Genomic DNA, 19,277 nt, shown 5'->3' on the forward strand with positions numbered 1-19,277 from the left:
CCCGCTTCCTTTTATTGACGCATTCAATTTTTCAGCTTGACTTCTCTTCTATTTTAGCTTATAATATTGATAAATTCAATAAACGAGGATGGAAGCATGAATCTAGGACAAACTTTAAAAAAGCTACGTAAAGAACATCAGTTTACTCAAAAAGAAATTGCTGAGATGCTTGACATCACTCAAGGGACTTATGCGCTTTGGGAAAAGAAAACCAGCAATCCTGCTTTAGAAATGATGACTAAACTTGCCGATATTTACAATACCCCCATTGATCTTATCCTCAATGAAAATCAAGGGCATTCTCCTTTTATTGAGCTTCTCAATATTTACAAACAGTTAGATGCTGAACAACAAAAAAATGTCATGAATTTTTCACAGTTTCTTGCCAGTCAAACGCCACAAACTCTCCCTACCCCTGATAATATCATTCCTTTACGCACTTACCGTCGTGAGGAACTCTATACGATTGAGGTAGCAGATGAACAATTATCCGCTGGTTTTGGTCAAGCTTTGAATGATACTCAGGAAACGTACACCATCTTTACAGACGTACGTCCTGGCCGTTATGATGGGGCTGCGCGTATCAAAGGGGACTCCATGCAACCAGAGTATCCTAACTTCTCTATTGTCACCTTTGTTACGACAGGCTTTGATAGAGACGGCGATATTTATGTTATTTCAGAGGGCGGACCTGGGGAAGAACAGCTGTATTGTAAACAAGTTTTCCGAGACGGAGAAAGTTTCCGCTGTCACTCACTCAATACCGATCCGCAATATAAGGATTTTTACTTAGATGAAGAAACTTCAAGAATCGTCGGCCCTGTCGTTGATTGTATCGAAGAAATAAACCCCGAATTAATCGAGAACTAAGAATATTATAAAAGAAGGTCACCATGGAATTTATAGAAATTGTTTTAATGTTTGGAGGAATAGGCTTAGGTTTTGCTGCGCTCTATGAAATCGCCCTCTGGTTTAGTCCGGAGGAGAGAGATTTACGCAAGTCTAAAAAGGCAAAACAAGTCAAAGCACAAAAATTCATTACTCTGCCAACCGTAATCAAGTTAAAAACAGGTCAAAAAGTTTCATGAAAGAAAGATGGGGCTATACCTGTAGATGAAAAAAACGTTCACCGTGAGTGAGCGTTTTTTTGCTTTAGTTTGATTGGTTGATGATGAGGGCGGGGCGGACTCCTCCAGTCGAGTATGTACTCCCCAAAGGATAAGCTTCCAGATTACTGTTTCTCAGACGCAGTACCCAAGCTCTATTAGGTTGAGCAGGGGTACGCGTCCACCACGAACCATAACGTGCACCCACACGCTGTCTAGGATTCGGGAATGGCCCTGTTTCGGTAGACAGATGGACAACATCTGCCAGTGAAAGCGCGAAAGCTTGTGGTGTACCAGAATTATTCACAGCTGTTCTATCTGCTCTGACAGCGTCAAATCGACTAGTTGCCCACTCTGCAGGTAACCACTGTGATACTTCACCAAAAGTTGTCCAAGGCGCAGCTCCGGTATCTGAAATACCCGGAACAGGTTCTGGTAGAGATACAGGCTGTACCATAGCCTGAACAGCTGGTGTGAGTCCTGCATAGAAATCTGATAAAACTTGTGGCTGGAAATGGTAGGCTGTGTGGCGAATAGGATCATGACGAATAATCATATGATTACCATTGCCCATGTCTTCAAGATAGAGGTACTCTTCCCCTGCCATGGTGAAGACACGGCCAGGAAGCATAGTGTCAAAGTTAAAATCTGACGGTGGAGAGTCAACCTCATAACGTGGGTTTGTCGTTCCCTCATCATTCATCGAGTTGTTCTTAATTCCTGTAAGGAAAGCTTCTAAACGGCTGTCGCCACCCGGGAGAAACTCCTCACTGTTATCCGGGCTGATCAGTTGGCTGTCCACATGGATACCATAATAATAGCTGCCGTTAAAGACTGTATCTTCGATGACCTCGGTCAGTTCTGCGGCATCCAGAAGGTAAGAGCTGGCCTTTCCGGGCTCCAAGAGCGAGGCCCAATAGGCCCAGCCTGTGGTGTGGTCCACCACCCAGAAGTCCCCAATTTGTTGGTAAGGGAGGAGATTAGATCACTGTTCAATGGTCATTGGGGCACGTTGCTGGCGCAGGTTTTGTGCGGCTTCATTTTCAAGGGTAGCCCCCGGCCATATCCCTGCACTGTTATCAAAGGTATCCCCACTTGACCAGTAGGCATCCGTACCATCCCCAGGGTGGGTGGTACCATCGGTTGTCCCATCGGTCGCCCCTGCGCCTGCGATATAGTCCCGGGCATGACCGGCAGCTGCAGTCCTTAGATCTAAGTTGTCATGGTTGAAGGTTGGCATGTACCACGGGGCTGTTTCGCCTTCACGGCTCCAGCCAAAGGTCAGCTGAGCGTAGCGGTTAAAGGCGCTAGAGTTCCCGGTATCGGCACGCTGATTGATATTGTTTGCGCTTGGGATCCAAGTGATCCAAGTCGCTAAGTTGTTGCGTTCACTGCCAGCAACGAGCGGTGTAAAGGACTCGTCCTCTTTGGTACTCCAAGAACTCGGACAGGCGGATACGGGCCATGATGGGACGTTCGCCATAGTTTTTCACAAAGACATCCTTGTTTTCGGTGTCTCTATTGTAGTAGTCGTGGACACGGCCACCGACATTGACCTGTACAGTGTTTTCTCGGTCATTGATGGCTTGTTGGTTAAAGGCTTGGAAGGCCATGGTCCCGCCAATTAAGCCAAGCAAGGAGAGGAGTGCAATGTTCCGTAGTTTTCGTTTCTTTTCTGGTGTCATAATAATACCTTTTCCCTTTCTTTATGATTCTTTATGATTTTTTTATCTTTACCTGACCCTCCGCACGAAGGGTCAGAGGACGGAAAAAACGCTCCAGTGGTCCAGAGCGTTTGGGGGCAAGCAAAAAGAGGCGGTTATTATCTACCGCGTGCTGTGCTGTGCTGTGCTGTGCTGTGCTGTGCTGTGCTGTGCTGTGCTGTGCTGTGCTGTGCTGTGCTGTGCTGTGCTGTGCTGTGCTGTGCTGTGCTGATTATAAGTCATAGCATTTCCCTCGTCAAGTATTTTGTTATCACTAAGCAACATAAATAACATTTATATAATATTATTGTAATGTTTTCTTATGATTTTCAAAATAATATCAGAAGAGTGAGCAGATGAGAAATAGGGATTGAAACCACAAAAAACCCCTGTGAGCAGGAGTTTTTGACTTATTTATTCAAAAATTTTTAAGAAAGTACATTAATCTGAAGTGTTTTACGTCCCCAAGCTTGCGCTTGAGCTGTTGTGGGAAGATGCACATCAATAATATTTCCCCTGATAGCTCCACCTGTATCGCCTGCAATAGCGATACCATAACCTGGCACTTCAACCATCTTTCCTAAGGGAATGACGGAAGGATCAACGGCAATACACATTGGATTTTGGTGCAAGTTAATGCCTGTTGCTGTGATAAAGCCTAAGCCGTTATCTGAGGAATAAGCTGTAGCTGAGACTGTCAAGGAAGTTCCACCCTCACTACTCGGAGTTGTAATTGTAGTATCTTTAGACTCCGAAACTTTAGGTTCTTCTTTTTTCTTTGAAGCCAAGGCCTCTATTGTTGGCTTATCGGCATCCTCGTCTACGGGAGTATCTTTATCCATTTCTGCTTTGGCTTTCATCTCTTCCAGTATATTCTGGTTGTCGGCCATTTTGTTTTTTAGCATATGGATACGCTCTTCCAGGTTCTCTGTTTGCGCTTGGTAGTCGGCCTGAGCGGTTTTTAACTCCTCTTTCGTTTGCAGAAGAGAGCTTTGCATTGTTTCCAAATTTTTCTGCGTGTCGACTAAATCCTTAGCTTGTGCATCCTCAGCGCGTAATATGACACTCAAGTTTGTCCAAGCCTGTATCGCTTCATGAAAATCATTCGCATTCAAGACTACGTTGAGAACAGAAGCTGAGGCACCTCCGTGCGCTTGCATGGCACGCATTTGCTTTGCTACTGTCTCTTTTAAGGAATTGTATTTTACCTCAGTTCTCTCAATTTCTTGATCCAGACTTTCAATCTTTTCTTGCGTTAATTTGAGCTTGTTTTGTGAAACAGTTGCTTTCGCATAGATTGCATTTGTCTGAGAAAGTTCCGAGTTGAGCTGTTGCTGAAAGTTCTCGATATCTTTATTGATCGTACTTTCGTCAGCATTAGCAACTTGTAGGCCCATTGTCAGCATTCCAACTGACACTCCAAGTAAAGTTGCTCCTTTTTTCCAATTGTTCTTTTTCATATTTTACCATTCTAACACAAAAAGAGCCCTGTTTGATTGCATTTTGATTACGTATGGTTATTGAAACTTAATGTAAACCGCTTTTATTAATACTTTATCTCTTGACTTTTTTTAAAACTTACAATAAAACCTTGGAAAAAATTCCAAGGTTTTATGATTTAACGAATTTCAACTGCTAAAGTTTCTACAAGATTTTTAGTAATTTTGGCCATTGCTTTTGCAATTTCTTCTTCCGTCATGGTCTTTTCACGACTTTGGAAAGTTAGACTGTAAGCCATTGATTTCTTACCATCAGGTAAATTTTCTCCTTGATAAATATCAAAAAGTTCTACCTTACTTAAGGTTTTAACTTTACTTGAGGTGATTGTGTCAACGATTTCGGCATGTGTTTTATCTGTATCTACCAACATCGCGATGTCACGATGGACAGCTTGGACTTTTGGAATTTCCACAAATACTGTCTGTGCTGGCGCAAGCTCAAGCATTGCATCCAAGTCCAGTGAAGCCACATAAGTTTCTTTAACATCATAAGCTTTTGCTGTTGCAGGATGAACTTGCCCTACGAAACCAACTTGACGGTCGCCGAGAAGAACACGTGCCGTACGTCCTGGGTGCATTTCTTTGATTTCAGAATAAGCTTCAAACGCAAGATTATCATAGCCTGCTAAAAGTTGTTCAACAATAGCTTTTGCATGATAAAAGTCCACAGCTACAGCATCAGAACTGTAAGTTTTGTCTTCGACATTTCCAGAAATCGCAAAGGCAAGATGAGGAATTTCAAGAGGACGTGTATCTTCAGAATCAGTCGCTACAAAGATATTACCTACTTCATAAATCGCAACATCTGCATTTTTGCGGTTTTGATTGTAATTCACAATATCTAAGAGACCTGGAATTTGACTCCCACGTAAGGTCTGACGATCTTCTGTCATTGGCAGCATCAACGATGTTGTTGCTCCTTGTTTTTCCACAAACTCTTGCGCTTTTTCTGCTGTAGTTAAAGAATAACCAATAACTTCTGAAAGTCCTGCTGCTTCAACGTGTGTGCGGACCTTGCGACGTAATTTTTGCATAGCCGTTAATTCACCTGCTGTCGCACCTGAAGGTAAGGTACTTGGCAAATTATCATAGCCATAAATACGCGCTACTTCTTCCACGATATCGGCTTCAATCTTAATGTCCCAACGACGTGAAGGAATTTGAATATTAAATTGGCCTTCTTTTTCTTGTGTTTCAAAACCTAGTTGCGCTAAAATCGCAAGTACTTCTGCTGCTTCAAGTGATGTTCCTAAAGCTGCATTGATACGGTCCAAAGTAATGTTAACTTCTTGGGGCTCTGGCATGAAGTCATTTGACTCTACTACACCTGCAAGAACTTCTCCACCAGCCAGTTCTTGAATCATCGCTGCTGCAAAGTCTAATGCTTCGCGTACTGTCCCTTGGTTGATTCCTTTTTCAAAACGGCTTGATGATTCTGAACGTAAGGCAAACTTATGTGAAGTTTTGCGGATTGAAGTTCCGTTGAAAAGGGCAGCTTCTAGAGCTACTGTGACTGTTTGATCAGTAATTTCACTGTCAAATCCGCCCATGACGCCCCCAAGCGCTACCGGTTGGTCCTTCGCTGTAATCACGATATCTTCAGGGCTAAGTTCATGCTCTTGCTCGTCAAGAGTAACAATCTTCTCTCCTTGTTTCGCCTGACGCACTACAATTTCATCTGCTCCAAATTTATCAAAATCAAAAGCATGAAGCGGTTGACCATAGTACATCAAAACATAATTAGTGACGTCAACGACATTATTGATGGGACGAATTCCAGCATTCATCAAGGTATTTTGTAACCAAAGTGGAGATGGTGCAATTTTGACGTTTTCAATCATACGAATTTTATAAGTCGGAACTTGTTCTGTACTTGTTTCAACTTTTACAGCTACTTTGTCTGCCGCTTTTTTTGCTCCTTCGGTTACAGTTTTTTCTTCAAAATTGACTGTTTTACCATAGATAGCCGCTACTTCATAAGCAACTCCACGCATTGACATCGCATCAGCACGGTTGGCCAAGATATCCGGTTCGATAATTTCGTCGTCTAAGTCAAGATAAGGCAAGACACTGTCACCAATCACTGCATCTTCAGGTAAAATATAGATCCCATCTTCATGCTTCATTGGGTTAACAGATTCAGGAATACCAATTTCATCAAGGGCACACAGCATTCCTAATGAAACGATACCACGGATTTTTCCTTTTTTGATTTTATAGTTATCCGCAATACGTGCACCAACAAGTGCTGTAATTACCTTAATTCCTGCTTTGACATTGGGAGCGCCACAGACGATTTGGAGTGGTTCTTCTTCACCAACATCAACTTGGCAAATATGTAAATGTGTTTCAGGAACATCTTCACAAGTTAATACTTTACCGACAACAATTTTTGACAAACCTTGGCCTGGTACTGTTACCCCTTCAATTTCAATACCTGAAAGTGACATTTTTTCTGCCAAATCAGCAACAGGAACATCATCAAGTCCGTTGACTAATTTTTTTAACCATTTATATGATACTAACATTTTATTTTTCCTTTTATTCCGTTTTCTTTTATGGGCATCTCCATACTCTGCGCTTTGAGCGACAGCAGTAAAGTCTGAGTTTTTAGAGATGCGCTTATGCCTTTACTTCTGAAATTATTTTCCGAATTGTTCTAAGAAACGTAAATCTCCTTGATAGAAGCCACGAATATCGTTGATACCATAGCGGAGCATTGCGATACGTTCTTGTCCCATACCAAAAGCAAAACCAGAATATTCCGTGCTGTCGATACCACTCATTTCTAAAACGTTAGGATGAACCATACCCGCACCGAGAATTTCAATCCAACCTGTGTATTTGCAGACATTACATCCCTTGCCGCCACATTTGAAGCAACTTACATCGACCTCAACAGAAGGCTCAGTAAATGGGAAGTAAGAAGGACGGAGACGGATCTCACGGTCAGCACCAAACATTTTTTGGATGACAAGTTCAAGCGTACCTTTAAGGTCGGCCATCGTAATATTTTTATCCACAACTAAGCCTTCAACTTGATGGAATTGGTGGCTGTGCGTCGCATCATCAGTATCACGACGATAAACGCGACCTGGAGCAATCATGCGCAAACCACCTTTACTAAAGTCATGCTGATCCATCGTGCGCGCTTGCATTGGCGATGTATGTGTACGTAATAAGACCTCGTTTGTTACATAGAAAGTATCTTGCATGTCACGTGCAGGGTGGTCTTTAGGCAAGTTCATGCGCTCAAAATTATAATGGTCTGTTTCGACTTCATAGCCATCTACAATTTCATAGCCCATGCCTAAGAAAATTTCTTCAATCTCTTCTGCTGTTTGAGTCAAAATATGACGTGCACCTTTTTTAGGTGCATGACCAGGTAAAGTCACGTCTAAAGTTTCAGAATTTAAGGCTGCGTTCATGGCTGCTGCTTCAAGTTCTGCTTTTTTCTCCTCAAGCTTTGCAGCAAATTCATCACGGAAGGTATTGGCTAGAGCACCGATGACTGGACGTTCTTCATTTGTTAGGTCTTTCATCCCTTTGAGGATTTCTGTTAACTCGCCTTTTTTACCCATGATTGCTGTTCGTAAATCATTCAGCATTCTTTCTTCAACGGCAGCTGTTAAATTATTCAAAGCCTGTTCACGTAAAGCTTCAATTTTTTCTTGTAAGTTCATTTTTTCTCCTCATACCTTCTAACCGCGATGACAAAAAATACCACGATTTCAACCCCTATACAAAGGAGCGAAAACCGCGGTACCATCCTATTTTATCACTTAATTAAAGACTATTTTAAATTAGAATGAGGTGAACTTCAATAACTTTCCCGTGTGATGATTTGCAGTCGACGACATCACTCCCTTAAACGTTCCAGTAACCTACTCTTCTCATTCTTTCTATGTTCTTATTTTAGCAGATTTATCTCATTTGTCAATCTTTAATCTCCTGCTTTCTTTGGAGCAAAAAGCACTACTGCGCATGAGGATTCAGCATATTCTATAGCGCGCAAACTCATTCTGTCCCATTAATGACGATATCCATCGTGCTTTCTGTAATTTTCTTTTCTTGTTCCATTTCATAAAACTCTAATAAAAGACGCGCTTTATGTTTCCCATGCAGGTATTTTTTCTCCAATGGAATCTCCTTGACAGCATAGCCCGGAGCAATCATTTCCGAGCGAAACAACGGTTCTGCTTCACCATCCGCAAGCAATGTAAACCTTAAGCGCATGTGATTGGTAGGTAGGTTTTGAATGACCAGCCGTCCAGAGTTTCGTTTCTTTTCTGCTTTGATTTCTAAAGATACACGCACTCTTGCCATATTGTCAGAAGAATTATCATTTGTTTGTTCAAGCTCGCCGTCAGGCATCGGTTGTGGTCCACTTTGAACGGTCACGTTATAGCTTAGAGGGATATGTCTACATTTTCTTTTTTTAATGCTTCATTTTGCGCTTTCAGTTCCTCAAAGGCTACAAGATCTCCTTGATTATTTTCAATATTTTTTTGAAGAGCATTTTCCAATTTTTGCACTGCTTGTTCTTTCTCCAGCAGCTGCTTCTCTTGTTCTGCTTTAAGCTGTTGGAGTTCTGTTTCCAGTTTTTTTCTTTCAACAATTACTTTGTGCTTCTCTCCCTCTGTTTTATGGAGAGCATCTTTCAGGCTTTGGTTATTGGCCTCAAGTTCCTCACGGAGCTTATTAAATTCTTCCAAATGGATCATCGTTCTTCCTTCATTTTGTGCCACACTATTTTCTTCACCATTTCGGCTGCTTGCAAATAAATTTTTCATCTTTTTCCTCTTTTTAGTTCGGAGAGATTACCTCTCTGCTCCATTTTTAAACTATTTAAATTCAATATATACATTTTTGAATTTGTTTTTTGTTACTTATTTTATATAATACTATTATATATTCGTATCATTAGTAATGTAAAGCAATAACAAAATAAACTGTATTCATCTTTTTTTAATAAAAAAAATCTATAAATAAGAGGAATACCCTATGTTTTAGTGAGTACATACTCATTTTTACCTGTATCCATCTTTTTTAGATTTCATTTTAGTCCCTAAAGATAAATAAGGGCAACCATTTTTAGGGCAATATAAATTATTGGGCTAAAAATTAACCCTAACAGTTTCTTTTGTAAAGAAATTCTCGCTGGATTCCTTTCATTTCTTATTGCAACTCAATTAGTTTTCTAATATTTTCTACCCCAAATAACATATAGGAGAATGAAAAATGGCTAAAAACACAAAAGAAATAGTCATCAGAACCTTACTTAATATCGCTGCTGAAGGCGGAATTATAAACATTGAGGAAATTACTCGACGGACGGGAATTACTCGAAACACGATTCGCCATAACTTTGGAAATCGAGGAATTGATGACATTGTCGCATATATCTATCGTGGTATTTTTCAAGAAATCAATGCACAACTTTTTCGTCATAGTCCAGATGAAATCCCTGTCGAAATTTTCGCTGACATTATTTTACCCATTTTGTGGCAACATCGAGATGAAGCCCATATTCTTGTGACGAGTAATCTCTTGTACCGCACGGATGCTGGAGCAATTGATCTCCTCTACCCGTGGGCGAAAGAGCGTTATGATTATCTAGTAAAAGAGCATCAATTAAGCCCCTATTTCTCCTCTAGACAGCTGCTATCATTCTGGATTTCATATCTGGATATTATCTTTACGCTTTGGTTCAGCGTCCAAATTCCTCTGACGCCCGAAAAATTTAAACCCATATTCATCAAATTAGTCAAAACTTCAATGTACGATCTCATCTATAAGGATATTGGGCGCTAGAAAACCTACAAAAAAAAGCAATCACATCCATGATTGCTTTTTTCACTTTATTTATTTACTTATTTTAGGCTTCCCAAACGTTTTCCAAAACGTTGGTTTGGTCACGGTCTGGACCAACAGAGAATGTGGAGATACGAACACCAACGAGCTCTGCAACGCGAAGTACATAGTTGCGTGCTGTTTCCGGAAGTTCTTCAAGAGTACGCATTCCTGTAATGTCTTCAGACCAACCTGGCATTTCTTCGTAAATTGGTTTACAACGTTCCAATTCTTTAAGACTTGCTGGGTAGTGCGTGATTTCTTTTCCATCAAGTTCATAAGCTACACAGATTTTAACTGTTGGTAAGCCTGCAAGAACATCGATAGAGTTCAAGCTAAGATGAGTCAAGCCTGAAACACGACGTGAGTGACGCATCACGACTGCATCAAACCATCCCACACGGCGTGGACGACCTGTTGTTGTGCCATATTCATGTCCAACTTCACGGATTTGGTGGCCTGTTTCATCAAAAAGTTCTGTTGGGAATGGACCATCTCCAACACGTGAAGTGTAGGCTTTACATACACCAACTGCTTTATCAATTTTTGTTGGACCAACACCTGAACCGATAGCTACTCCTCCTGCCAATGGGTTTGAAGATGTAACAAAAGGATAAGTACCTTGGTCGATATCTAACATAACACCTTGTGCACCTTCAAAGAGAACACGATGTCCCTCATCAAGCGCATCGTTCAAGATAACTGAAGTGTCCGCTACATATTTTTTAATTTGTTGACCGTATTCATAGTATTCGTTAAAGATTTCATCGAAATCAAGTGCTTCACTGTCATAAAGTTTAACGAATTCACGGTTTTTATTTTCAAGATTTGTACGTAGACGTTCTTCAAAAATTTCTTTATCAAGAAGGTCTGCGATACGGATACCGACACGTGCCGCTTTATCCATGTAAGCTGGACCGATACCTTTGATTGTTGTACCAATCTTTTGATCACCTTTAGCTTCTTCTTGAAGTGCATCTAACTTGATATGGTAAGGCAAGATAACGTGGGCACGGTCTGAGATACGAAGATTGTCTGTTGTTACACCGTTTTCGTGAAGGTATGCAATTTCTTTAACCAGGGCTTTGGGGTTGATTACTACACCATTACCGATAACAGATGTTTTTTCTGGGAAGAAAATACCAGATGGGATAAGGTGGAGTTTGTACTTAAAGCCGTCAATAACAATAGTGTGACCGGCATTGTCTCCTCCTTGGTAACGCGCAATAACTTCTGCGTCTGAGCTGAGGAAATCCGTAATTTTACCTTTTCCTTCATCTCCCCACTGCGTTCCTACAACAACAACTGATGGCATAATAGCTCTCTTTTCTTTTAATATTTGTACGCTCTATGTCTCCTTTTCAAGAGGCACAGCTGGCATTTTGATATTGAAAAGCTCCTATCGCACTATTCCTATTATAGCAAAAAAATAATCTGCTTTGAGTAAGAAACAAGTTCTTTTCTAGAAAACCATTATTTCGTTCGGAAATGTCTAACTTTATCTCTATTTTCTCTAAAAATCTTACTTTTTTGACCCCCTTTGTTCTTGATATAAACCATCAATTCCGAAATAAAAGCCTAATAATCCATGCAGTTAAAAATATGTTAAAATAGAAGAAGTTATGACTGATAAAATATTAAAATCCATTTCAAAAAATGGTCACTTTCGTGCTTTTGCTCTTGATTCAACATTGACTGTTCGTGAAGCTCAGGAACGTCATCAAACGATGCCTACTTCTACTGTTGCCCTTGGTCGTACCTTGATTGCTGCTCAAATTTTAGGCGCCAATGAAAAAGGGGACAGTAAAATTACGGTCAAAATCTTGGGTGATGGTGCTATGGGTGCAATTGTTGCTGTAGCAGATGCTAAAGGAAATGTTAAAGGTTATGTCCAAAACAAAGATTTAGACTATAAAAAAGCTTCAACGGGAGAAGTACTTGTTGCTCCTTTCGTTGGAAATGGCTTCTTTGTGGTCATTAAAGATATGGGACTTCGTCAACCTTATACAGGGCAAACTGATTTAATTACCGGAGAAATTGGTGAAGATCTGGCCTGGTATTTCCTCTCCAGTGAACAAACTCCCTCTTCTGTTGGTTTAAATGTTTTGCTCAACGATGGGGAAGACAGTGTTAAAATCGCAGGTGGATTTATGCTCCAAGCCTTGCCCGATGCAACTGAAGATGAAATCACCCTCATGGAAAAAAATATTAAAGCAATGCCAAGTATTTCGGAAATGCTTTTAAAAGAAAAGCCGCTTGAAGCTATGCTAGCTGCACTTTATGGGGAGCTCGAATATACGATTCTTGCTGAATCACCTTTAGCCTTTGAATGTGACTGTTCAAAGGATCGATTTGCTGAAGGATTGCAAAGCCTCGGCAGTCAAGCTCTCACCGAGATTATTGAAGAAGATCATGGGGCTGAAGTCCTCTGCCAATTCTGCGGACGTAAATATGAATTTACTGAAAAAGAGCTCAATGATTTAATCTTGGGAGCTGCTCAAAAATGAGACTATTGATTAAAGATCTTTCACAATCGTCAAACAAAAATATAGGTTTAATTTTTTTAAGTCTATGGGTTGGACTGGCAGCTGGCTTCTTGGCCAGCTTTTATCGTTTAGCCCTTTCCCTAGCTGAAAAATTAGGTGCCACTCTCTACCACCAAGCCAGCACTCATCTTATCTACGGGCTTTTCCTTCTTCCCACCTTGCTTCTCCTTGTCTTTATTGTCTCTACCTTGATGAAAAAATATCCTATGTCGAACGGCAGCGGAATCCCTCAAGTCAAAGGGCAATTGCTGGGCTACTTTAAGCCAGACTGGTTTTCAACGGCTTGGGCTAAGTTTGTCGGGGGGACACTGGCCATGTTTGCTGGCTTATCTTTAGGGCGAGAAGGTCCATCGATCCAGCTCGGTGCTGCGATGGGACAAGCCCTCGGCCAAAGGTTTTCCTCTACTGAGCGCCACCAACGTTTGTTGATTGCTTCTGGAGCTTCGGCTGGTTTATCTGCGGCTTTTAATGCCCCACTTTCTGGTATCATGTTCACGCTTGAAGAGGTCTTCAAATACTTCTCACCTTTGATTATATTAACCTGTATGAGCTCTGCTATCATGGCAGATGCCGTTTCACGTATTATCTTTGGTCCAGCCAGCATCTTTGATTTCCAAATCGTGAGCAGCTTTCCCCTCTCGGATTATTGGTTACTCTTGCTTTTAGGCATCCTTATGGGAATTTTTGGAGCAGTTTATAATGCTGCCCTGCTAAAGAGCCAAAGCCTTATGAAAGGAAAGATAAAAAGTCCTTTTCTTCGTGTCTTGTTCAGTTTTGCTGCTTCTGCTCTTGTTGCACTCTTCTTTCCACTCATCAGCGGCAGTGGTCACCAATTGATTGACCAACTGACGCTTACTTGGGGGATTGCCTTTCTCTGTCTGATCTTTGTTGCAAAGTTTTTAATTTCTCTCATCAGCTATGCTTCAGGTGTCCCCGGAGGTATATTCTTTCCCCTCTTAGTACTCGGTGCTAGCCTTGGGAGCATTTTTGCGACAGCAGTCATTCCCCTCTTGCACTTGTCGCCCCACCTTTTTCCAAATTTTATTATTTTAGCGATGGCCGCAACATTTACTGCTATCGTTCGTGCACCAATGACTGGAATTCTCCTTTTAGTCGAGATGACCGGTTCCTTTGATCATTTATTGCCTCTTGCTTTTGTTTCCCTAATTTCCTATATTGTGGCCGAGCTTTTACACTCTAAGCCAATCTACGATTCATTACTCCACAATCTTCTTACTGCTGATTCGGAAATAGCTACTGAAAAAGAAGGTCATATTATGATTGAAGCTTTGGTTCAGTTTGATTCGGAAGCTGACCATCAACCGGTTCAAAATCTCCACCTTCCTAAAGACAGTCTTCTGATTTCTATTCAAAGAAATGGTGAAAAAATTATTCCACGAGGAGACACACTCCTCCATGCTGGAGATATTGCAACCTTTTTAACCACTCAAGCGCAGGAAGTTTCTGTGCGTCAAAAAATAAAGCACTTATTTACAGATTAAGCTGAAAAACCTTCGTGAATTTATCTACGGAGGTTTTTTCAGTGCAAAGTTTTAGCAAATCCCCTAAAAAATGGTAAAATATTCTCTATGACTATGGATTCAAAATACACACGCCCATGGAAAATTGGGGATATAGAAATTGCTAATAAAATCGTACTCGCTCCAATGGCGGGGATTAATAATAAAGCCTTCCTAACAACAGCGAAAGAGTTTGGAGCAGGACTTGTTGTTACTGAAATGATTTCCGATAAAGGTATCGAGCACCGCAACAAAAAAACGCTACAAATGATGGACTTTGAAGGCGTACCACATCCACTTTCAATGCAAATTTTTGGTGGTGAAGTTGATACACTGGTTGAAGCAGCAAAATTTGTTCAAGAAAATACAGTAGCAGACATTATTGATATCAATATGGGCTGTCCCGTTCCGAAGGTAACAAAAAATGAAGCGGGAAGTCGCTTGCTTCTTGATCCAGATAAGGTTTACGATGTAGTGAAAGCTGTCAGCTCTGCGATTGATTTACCACTGACTGTAAAAATTCGCATCGGTTGGGATTCTGACCATCTCTATGCGGTTGAAAACGCCAAAGCCATTGAAGCAGCGGGTGGTGCAGCTGTTGCAATGCACGCACGGACACGTGCGCAACTCTATGAAGGTAAAGCAGACTGGACCTGGCTTGAAAAAGTAGCAAGCAACATTAACATTCCTTTCATCGGAAACGGCGATGTTAAAACACCTGAAGATGCTAAACGTATGATTGATGAAACAGGTGTTGATGCAGTCATGATTGGTCGAGCAGCTCTCGGAAATCCGTGGATGCTTCACCGTACGGAACACTACCTTCGCACAGGAGAATTACTCCCTGAACCAACTGTCGATGAAAAAATGCGTATCGCTAAGATTCACTTGCAACGTCTTGTTGACCTCAAAGGCGATAACTTAGCCTCACGTGAATTTCGTCAACATGCAGCTTACTACCTCAAAGGTGCAAAACGTGCTGCAAAAGTTAAAGTAGCTGTAAATCAAGCAGAAACACAAGCAGAAATTGTCAAAATCCTAGATGATTTCGTTGCTCAAAATTAAGAGATTGGCTTTTGCCAGTCTTTTTGTTTATAATAAGGTTAGTATCATAAAACAAGGAGGGACTCTATGCGTACATCAAAAGCTCTTGTCGAAATCGAAAAGGCAATTATTCACCTCAAGAAAGCTAAACGTGAGATTAGTAACTATAGTTTTGAAAATCAAACTCAAAGTCTCATTCAAATCAATCAAGCTATCGATCGCTTACAAATTCTTAAGGATGGCGTTAATGCGGATTCTTCTGATGTTGAAGGTGTTTCTTCTGTGGGCCAACTTGAAGGTGAACGTCTCACTTCAAAACTTTTTCAATAATAGCCATTAAAATAAAAAAGAACCAAAAACTGGCTCTTTTTTATTTTTTCTTACGTTTATATTTACTTTGTGGATAAGTAAAATCTCCCATGACTTCGTGCACATTTATTACTGTTGAGAAGGCCTGAGGATCTATTTCGGCTATTAAGGCTTTAACCGTCATAACTTCTCGAGGGTTAAGAACCACATAGACCACACGTTTTTCTGTGCCTGAATACGCACCTTCACCATGTAAGAATGTAGCACCGCGTCCAAGTTCTGCCAGAATAGCATTTGAAATTTCTTGATATTTAGGACTGATAATAAGCATCCCACGAACGGTATAACCACCAGATTGGATAAGGTTAATCACTTGAGCACTCACAAAACTTGCAATTAATGTATAAACCATATGATTAACATCAATGTAAGTGAGGGAAAGTGTCATGACAAAAAGGTCTATTGTGAAAATCACACGTCCCACTGCGGTGCCTCGCTTAATTTGCAACAGCTGAGCAATGATATCTGAGCCCCCAGTTGTTCCGCCAAAGCGGAAGATAATCCCAATCCCCGTTCCGGCAAATACCCCGGCCAGGAGAGCTGCGACTAAGTTATCATGCAAAAGATTAATACTAAAATCAAATGCTTGGAAAACTGAAAGGAAAAGCGAGATGTTAACAATCGCATAGACCGTATAGGTAAAGGTCCGTTGTCCTAAGAAACGGTAACCAATAAAAAGCAAGGGTATATTCAGAATGAACTGACTTAGTGCCGGATCCAACTTGAATAATGCGTGCAATATCAAGGTAATACCGGAAAGGCCACCTGCAGCCAACTGATTGGCCATATTTAACTTTACAAAACCAAAAGCAAAGATAATTGCGCCTAAACTGATGGCAATAAAGTTACGAAAATGGATTTTAATGAGGCTCATATCCTTCATACAACTCTCCAATCTAATACCATTTTTAACTTATAAAAATGGCTTTATAATTTCTTGTAAAACCTCTGTCAAAGTTGACAGAGGCCTTCTCTAATTTATACTAAAACGGTCATTTTGTCAACTTAATCAGTAATCTCACTAAAGTTCCCTATTACACGAACGTTTTCGGAGATGGAGACAAAAGCTTTCGGGTCATATTTTGTGATGATTTCTTTAAAATCTTGATACTCATACATGGTGATAACCGTAAACAAAATTGTCCGTTTCTCGTGTGAGTATGCACCTTCAGCATTGTTCAAAATTGTTGCACTGTGATGCATTTTTTCAAAGAGTTTGCGGATAATGATTTCCGGATTTTCGGTAACTATCATCACTTGCATACGTTTTTGACGGGTAAAGATTGCATCTGTGACACGTGAGCTCACAAAGATAGCAATCATAGAATACAGCATATATTCCCAGCCAAAGAGCACACCTGCAGTAAAGATAATTACACCATTGACGATGAAACCTAGTGTACCAACATTATGGCCTGTTCTTTTACGGATATAAAGGGCAATGATGTCCGTACCGCCACTTGAAATACCATTACGCATGGCATAACCAACACCTGCACCCATGATAGTACCACCAAAAATAGCATTGATGATTGGATCAGGTGTCAGTGTTGTTTCAGGAACAAAGTGGATAAAGACGGAACTCATGGTAACCGTCAACAAGGTAAACAGAGTAAACTGTTTTCCCAAACGGAACCAAGCCAGAATCATTAACGGAACATTGATCAGAAAGAGCGTGGCTGATATAGGAAGATAGTTGTGCCCTAAAATCCGTGTTAAAATTTCCGTTGCCACCTGTGCTGCCCCTGTTGCACCACTTGCATAAACCCTTCCCGGTTGGTAAAAGAAATTCAATGCAAAAGCAGAGGTGATTCCATATAAGACAGATGCTGAGAAACGATGTGTCAACTTTTCCCAGCCACCAAACATGTTGATAAATTTAGTCAAGTTTTTCAAGTTTAATTCTCAATTCTTCCAGTTGGCTCTCACTGACTACTGATGGCGCTTGTGTCATCGGGTCTGTGGCTTTATTATTCTTAGGAAAGGCAATAACTTCACGAATATTGTCTTTTCCTGCAAGCAACATAACGAAACGGTCCAAACCAAGGGCCAATCCTCCATGTGGTGGGAAGCCATAATCTAAAGCTTCCAACAAGAAACCAAATTGCTCTTGGGCATCTTCTAAACTAAAGCCAAGTGCTTTGAGCATTTCTTCTTGTAAATCACGTGTATTAATACGGAGTGAGCCACCACCGAGTTCGTAACCATTCAAAACAATGTCGTAAGCATGCGCACGGACTTTACTCAAATCTCCTGAAAGTTCCCCTTGTGTTTCAGCAGTTGGTAAAGTAAACGGATGGTGCGCACTCATATAACGGCCTTCTTCTTCTGACCACTCAAACATTGGCCAATCAATAACCCAAAGGAAATTGAATTTCGAATAATCAATTAAGCCTTGCTCTTTGGCAATCGTTTGACGTAAAGCACCCAGTGCTGAATTCGCCACTTCTAAGCTGTCTGCCACGAAGAGAACCAAGTCGTTGTTTTCCAAGCCCAAAGTCTCAACGAATTCTGTTGTTTTATCTGTCAAGAATTTTGCAATTGGACCTGCCAATTTATCGTCTTCAAACTTGATCCAAGCCAAGCCTTTGGCACCATTTTGCTTCGCTTGCTCTGTTAATTTATCAATGGCTTTACGCGAGTACTTATCTGCATTATTTTTCACAACAATAGCTTTAACGACAGGTGCTTCACTAAACACTTTAAAGTCTACTGTTTTTGCAAGTTCTGTCAAGTCCTTCAAGAGTATTTCATAGCGTGTATCTGGCTTATCTGAGCCATAGAAATTCATCGCATCGTCGTATTTCATACGAGGAAATGGCAAAGTTACATCGACGTTTTTAACGTCTTTCATAACTTTCGCAATCAAACCTTCGGTTAAATCTTGAATTTCTTCTTCCCCAAGGAAGCTTGTTTCTAAGTCGACCTGTGTAAATTCTGGTTGACGGTCGCCACGTAAGTCTTCGTCACGGAAGCACTTTACGATTTGATAGTAACGATCGAGACCCGCAGTCATCAACAATTGCTTCATAAGTTGTGGACTTTGTGGTAAGGCATAAAATTCACCTTTATTGACACGAGAAGGTACAAGGTAATCACGCGCACCTTCTGGGGTTGATTTGTTTAAGAAAGGTGTTTCAACATCGATAAAGCCTTGATTATCTAAGTAGCTACGGATCGCACGTGTGGTCGCATGACGCATCGTAATGTTATTAAGCATTTCTGGACGACGTAAGTCGAGATAACGGTATTTCAAACGTGTATCATCAAGTACCTCAACACCATCTTTAATCTCAAAGGGTGTTGTTTTTGAAGTGCTAAGAATTTTCATGTGGTTGGCTTCAATTTCGATTCCACCCGTTTTAATGTTTTCATTTTTGCTGGCACGTTCCACCACTTTACCTGTAATCTCAAGTACATATTCGTTACGGGCTTTGTCTGCTACCTCAACAATTTCTTTTGCTGCAGTTTCAGGGTTAACCACGATCTGGACAATGCCTTCACGGTCGCGTAAATCAATAAAGATTAAGCCACCCAGATTACGACGCTTCGCAACCCAACCTTTAACAGTAACTTCTTGATTTAAATATTCTTCTGTAATATTTCCTGCATAGTTTGTTCTCTTCAAATTTAATCT

General features: G+C 40.8%; 16 protein-coding genes and 1 pseudogene. 7 read left to right on the forward strand and 10 right to left on the reverse strand.

From position 1 onward, the window contains the following. The first annotated feature begins 96 nt into the window (after window positions 1-96). Both PYW30_RS08410 and PYW30_RS08415 read left to right on the forward strand, forming a co-directional pair. Window positions 97-870, forward strand: a complete 774-nt coding sequence (locus PYW30_RS08410; RefSeq protein WP_003133394.1) for an XRE family transcriptional regulator — start codon at window positions 97-99, stop codon at window positions 868-870. Window positions 871-893: 23 nt separating this feature from the next. Next, window positions 894-1,088, forward strand: coding sequence for a hypothetical protein (locus PYW30_RS08415; protein ID WP_003133392.1), 195 nt, complete (start codon window positions 894-896; stop codon window positions 1,086-1,088). Window positions 1,089-1,152: 64 nt separating this feature from the next. Here the strand turns inward: PYW30_RS08415 and PYW30_RS10670 are convergent. From PYW30_RS10670 to PYW30_RS08455, 6 genes and pseudogenes are all read right to left on the reverse strand, one after another. Beyond that, window positions 1,153-2,791: pseudogene (locus PYW30_RS10670) on the reverse strand (hypothetical protein). Window positions 2,792-3,237: 446 nt separating this feature from the next. Then, window positions 3,238-4,269: a 3D domain-containing protein gene (locus PYW30_RS08435; RefSeq protein ID WP_042219395.1), complete on the reverse strand. Its 1,032-nt coding sequence runs from the start codon at window positions 4,267-4,269 to the stop codon at window positions 3,238-3,240. A 158-nt stretch (window positions 4,270-4,427) separates the two neighbouring features. Continuing rightward, a complete protein-coding gene (pheT, locus tag PYW30_RS08440; protein WP_042219393.1) occupies window positions 4,428-6,836 on the reverse strand; it encodes a phenylalanine--tRNA ligase subunit beta in 2,409 nt (802 codons plus the stop codon). 114 nt (window positions 6,837-6,950) lie between these two features. Continuing rightward, window positions 6,951-7,991: a phenylalanine--tRNA ligase subunit alpha gene (gene pheS, locus PYW30_RS08445; RefSeq protein WP_042219391.1), complete on the reverse strand. Its 1,041-nt coding sequence runs from the start codon at window positions 7,989-7,991 to the stop codon at window positions 6,951-6,953. 334 nt (window positions 7,992-8,325) lie between these two features. Continuing rightward, window positions 8,326-8,709, reverse strand: a complete 384-nt coding sequence (locus PYW30_RS08450; RefSeq protein ID WP_232254534.1) for a hypothetical protein — start codon at window positions 8,707-8,709, stop codon at window positions 8,326-8,328. An 8-nt stretch (window positions 8,710-8,717) separates the two neighbouring features. Further along, window positions 8,718-9,101: a hypothetical protein gene (locus PYW30_RS08455; RefSeq protein WP_232254533.1), complete on the reverse strand. Its 384-nt coding sequence runs from the start codon at window positions 9,099-9,101 to the stop codon at window positions 8,718-8,720. 448 nt (window positions 9,102-9,549) lie between these two features. Between PYW30_RS08455 and PYW30_RS08460 the strand changes: the two genes are divergently transcribed. Continuing rightward, window positions 9,550-10,122, forward strand: coding sequence for a TetR/AcrR family transcriptional regulator (locus PYW30_RS08460; protein WP_014025367.1), 573 nt, complete (start codon window positions 9,550-9,552; stop codon window positions 10,120-10,122). 64 nt (window positions 10,123-10,186) lie between these two features. On the opposite strand, the gene PYW30_RS08465 is transcribed toward PYW30_RS08460, so the two are convergent. Beyond that, entirely contained in the window at window positions 10,187-11,476 is a 1,290-nt protein-coding gene (locus PYW30_RS08465) for an adenylosuccinate synthase (RefSeq protein WP_017368598.1), read from the reverse strand. Window positions 11,477-11,783: 307 nt separating this feature from the next. Between PYW30_RS08465 and hslO the strand changes: the two genes are divergently transcribed. The 4 genes from hslO to PYW30_RS08485 all read left to right on the forward strand — a co-directional run bounded on the left by hslO (window position 11,784) and on the right by PYW30_RS08485 (window position 15,601). Beyond that, window positions 11,784-12,668, forward strand: coding sequence for an Hsp33 family molecular chaperone HslO (gene hslO, locus PYW30_RS08470; RefSeq protein ID WP_023890052.1), 885 nt, complete (start codon window positions 11,784-11,786; stop codon window positions 12,666-12,668). After that, a complete protein-coding gene (locus PYW30_RS08475; protein ID WP_014025370.1) occupies window positions 12,665-14,209 on the forward strand; it encodes a ClC family H(+)/Cl(-) exchange transporter in 1,545 nt (514 codons plus the stop codon). Before hslO ends, PYW30_RS08475 begins: the two co-directional genes overlap by 4 nt. Window positions 14,210-14,296: 87 nt before the next feature. Continuing rightward, window positions 14,297-15,292 carry a tRNA dihydrouridine synthase DusB gene (dusB, locus tag PYW30_RS08480; protein ID WP_003133380.1) on the forward strand — a complete coding sequence of 332 codons (996 nt, stop codon included), beginning with the start codon at window positions 14,297-14,299 and terminating at the stop codon, window positions 15,290-15,292. Between the two features lie 66 nt (window positions 15,293-15,358). Beyond that, window positions 15,359-15,601, forward strand: coding sequence for a hypothetical protein (locus PYW30_RS08485; RefSeq protein ID WP_023889911.1), 243 nt, complete (start codon window positions 15,359-15,361; stop codon window positions 15,599-15,601). A gap of 40 nt (window positions 15,602-15,641) precedes the next feature. On the opposite strand, the gene PYW30_RS08490 is transcribed toward PYW30_RS08485, so the two are convergent. The 3 genes from PYW30_RS08490 to aspS all read right to left on the reverse strand — a co-directional run bounded on the left by PYW30_RS08490 (window position 15,642) and on the right by aspS (window position 19,268). Next, entirely contained in the window at window positions 15,642-16,523 is an 882-nt protein-coding gene (locus tag PYW30_RS08490) for a YitT family protein (RefSeq protein WP_017368602.1), read from the reverse strand. Window positions 16,524-16,645: 122 nt separating this feature from the next. Next, the gene (locus PYW30_RS08495) at window positions 16,646-17,509 is read right to left on the reverse strand and encodes a YitT family protein (protein WP_016171050.1); all 864 of its coding nucleotides are present in this window, start codon (window positions 17,507-17,509) and stop codon (window positions 16,646-16,648) included. Between the two features lie 10 nt (window positions 17,510-17,519). Beyond that, on the reverse strand, window positions 17,520-19,268 hold the full coding sequence (aspS, locus tag PYW30_RS08500) for an aspartate--tRNA ligase (protein WP_023889912.1): 1,749 nt from the start codon (window positions 19,266-19,268) through the stop codon (window positions 17,520-17,522). Window positions 19,269-19,277 lie beyond the last annotated feature (9 nt).

Source organism: Lactococcus garvieae subsp. garvieae (assembly GCF_029024465.1).
Classification (GTDB): Bacteria; Bacillota; Bacilli; order Lactobacillales; family Streptococcaceae; genus Lactococcus; species Lactococcus garvieae.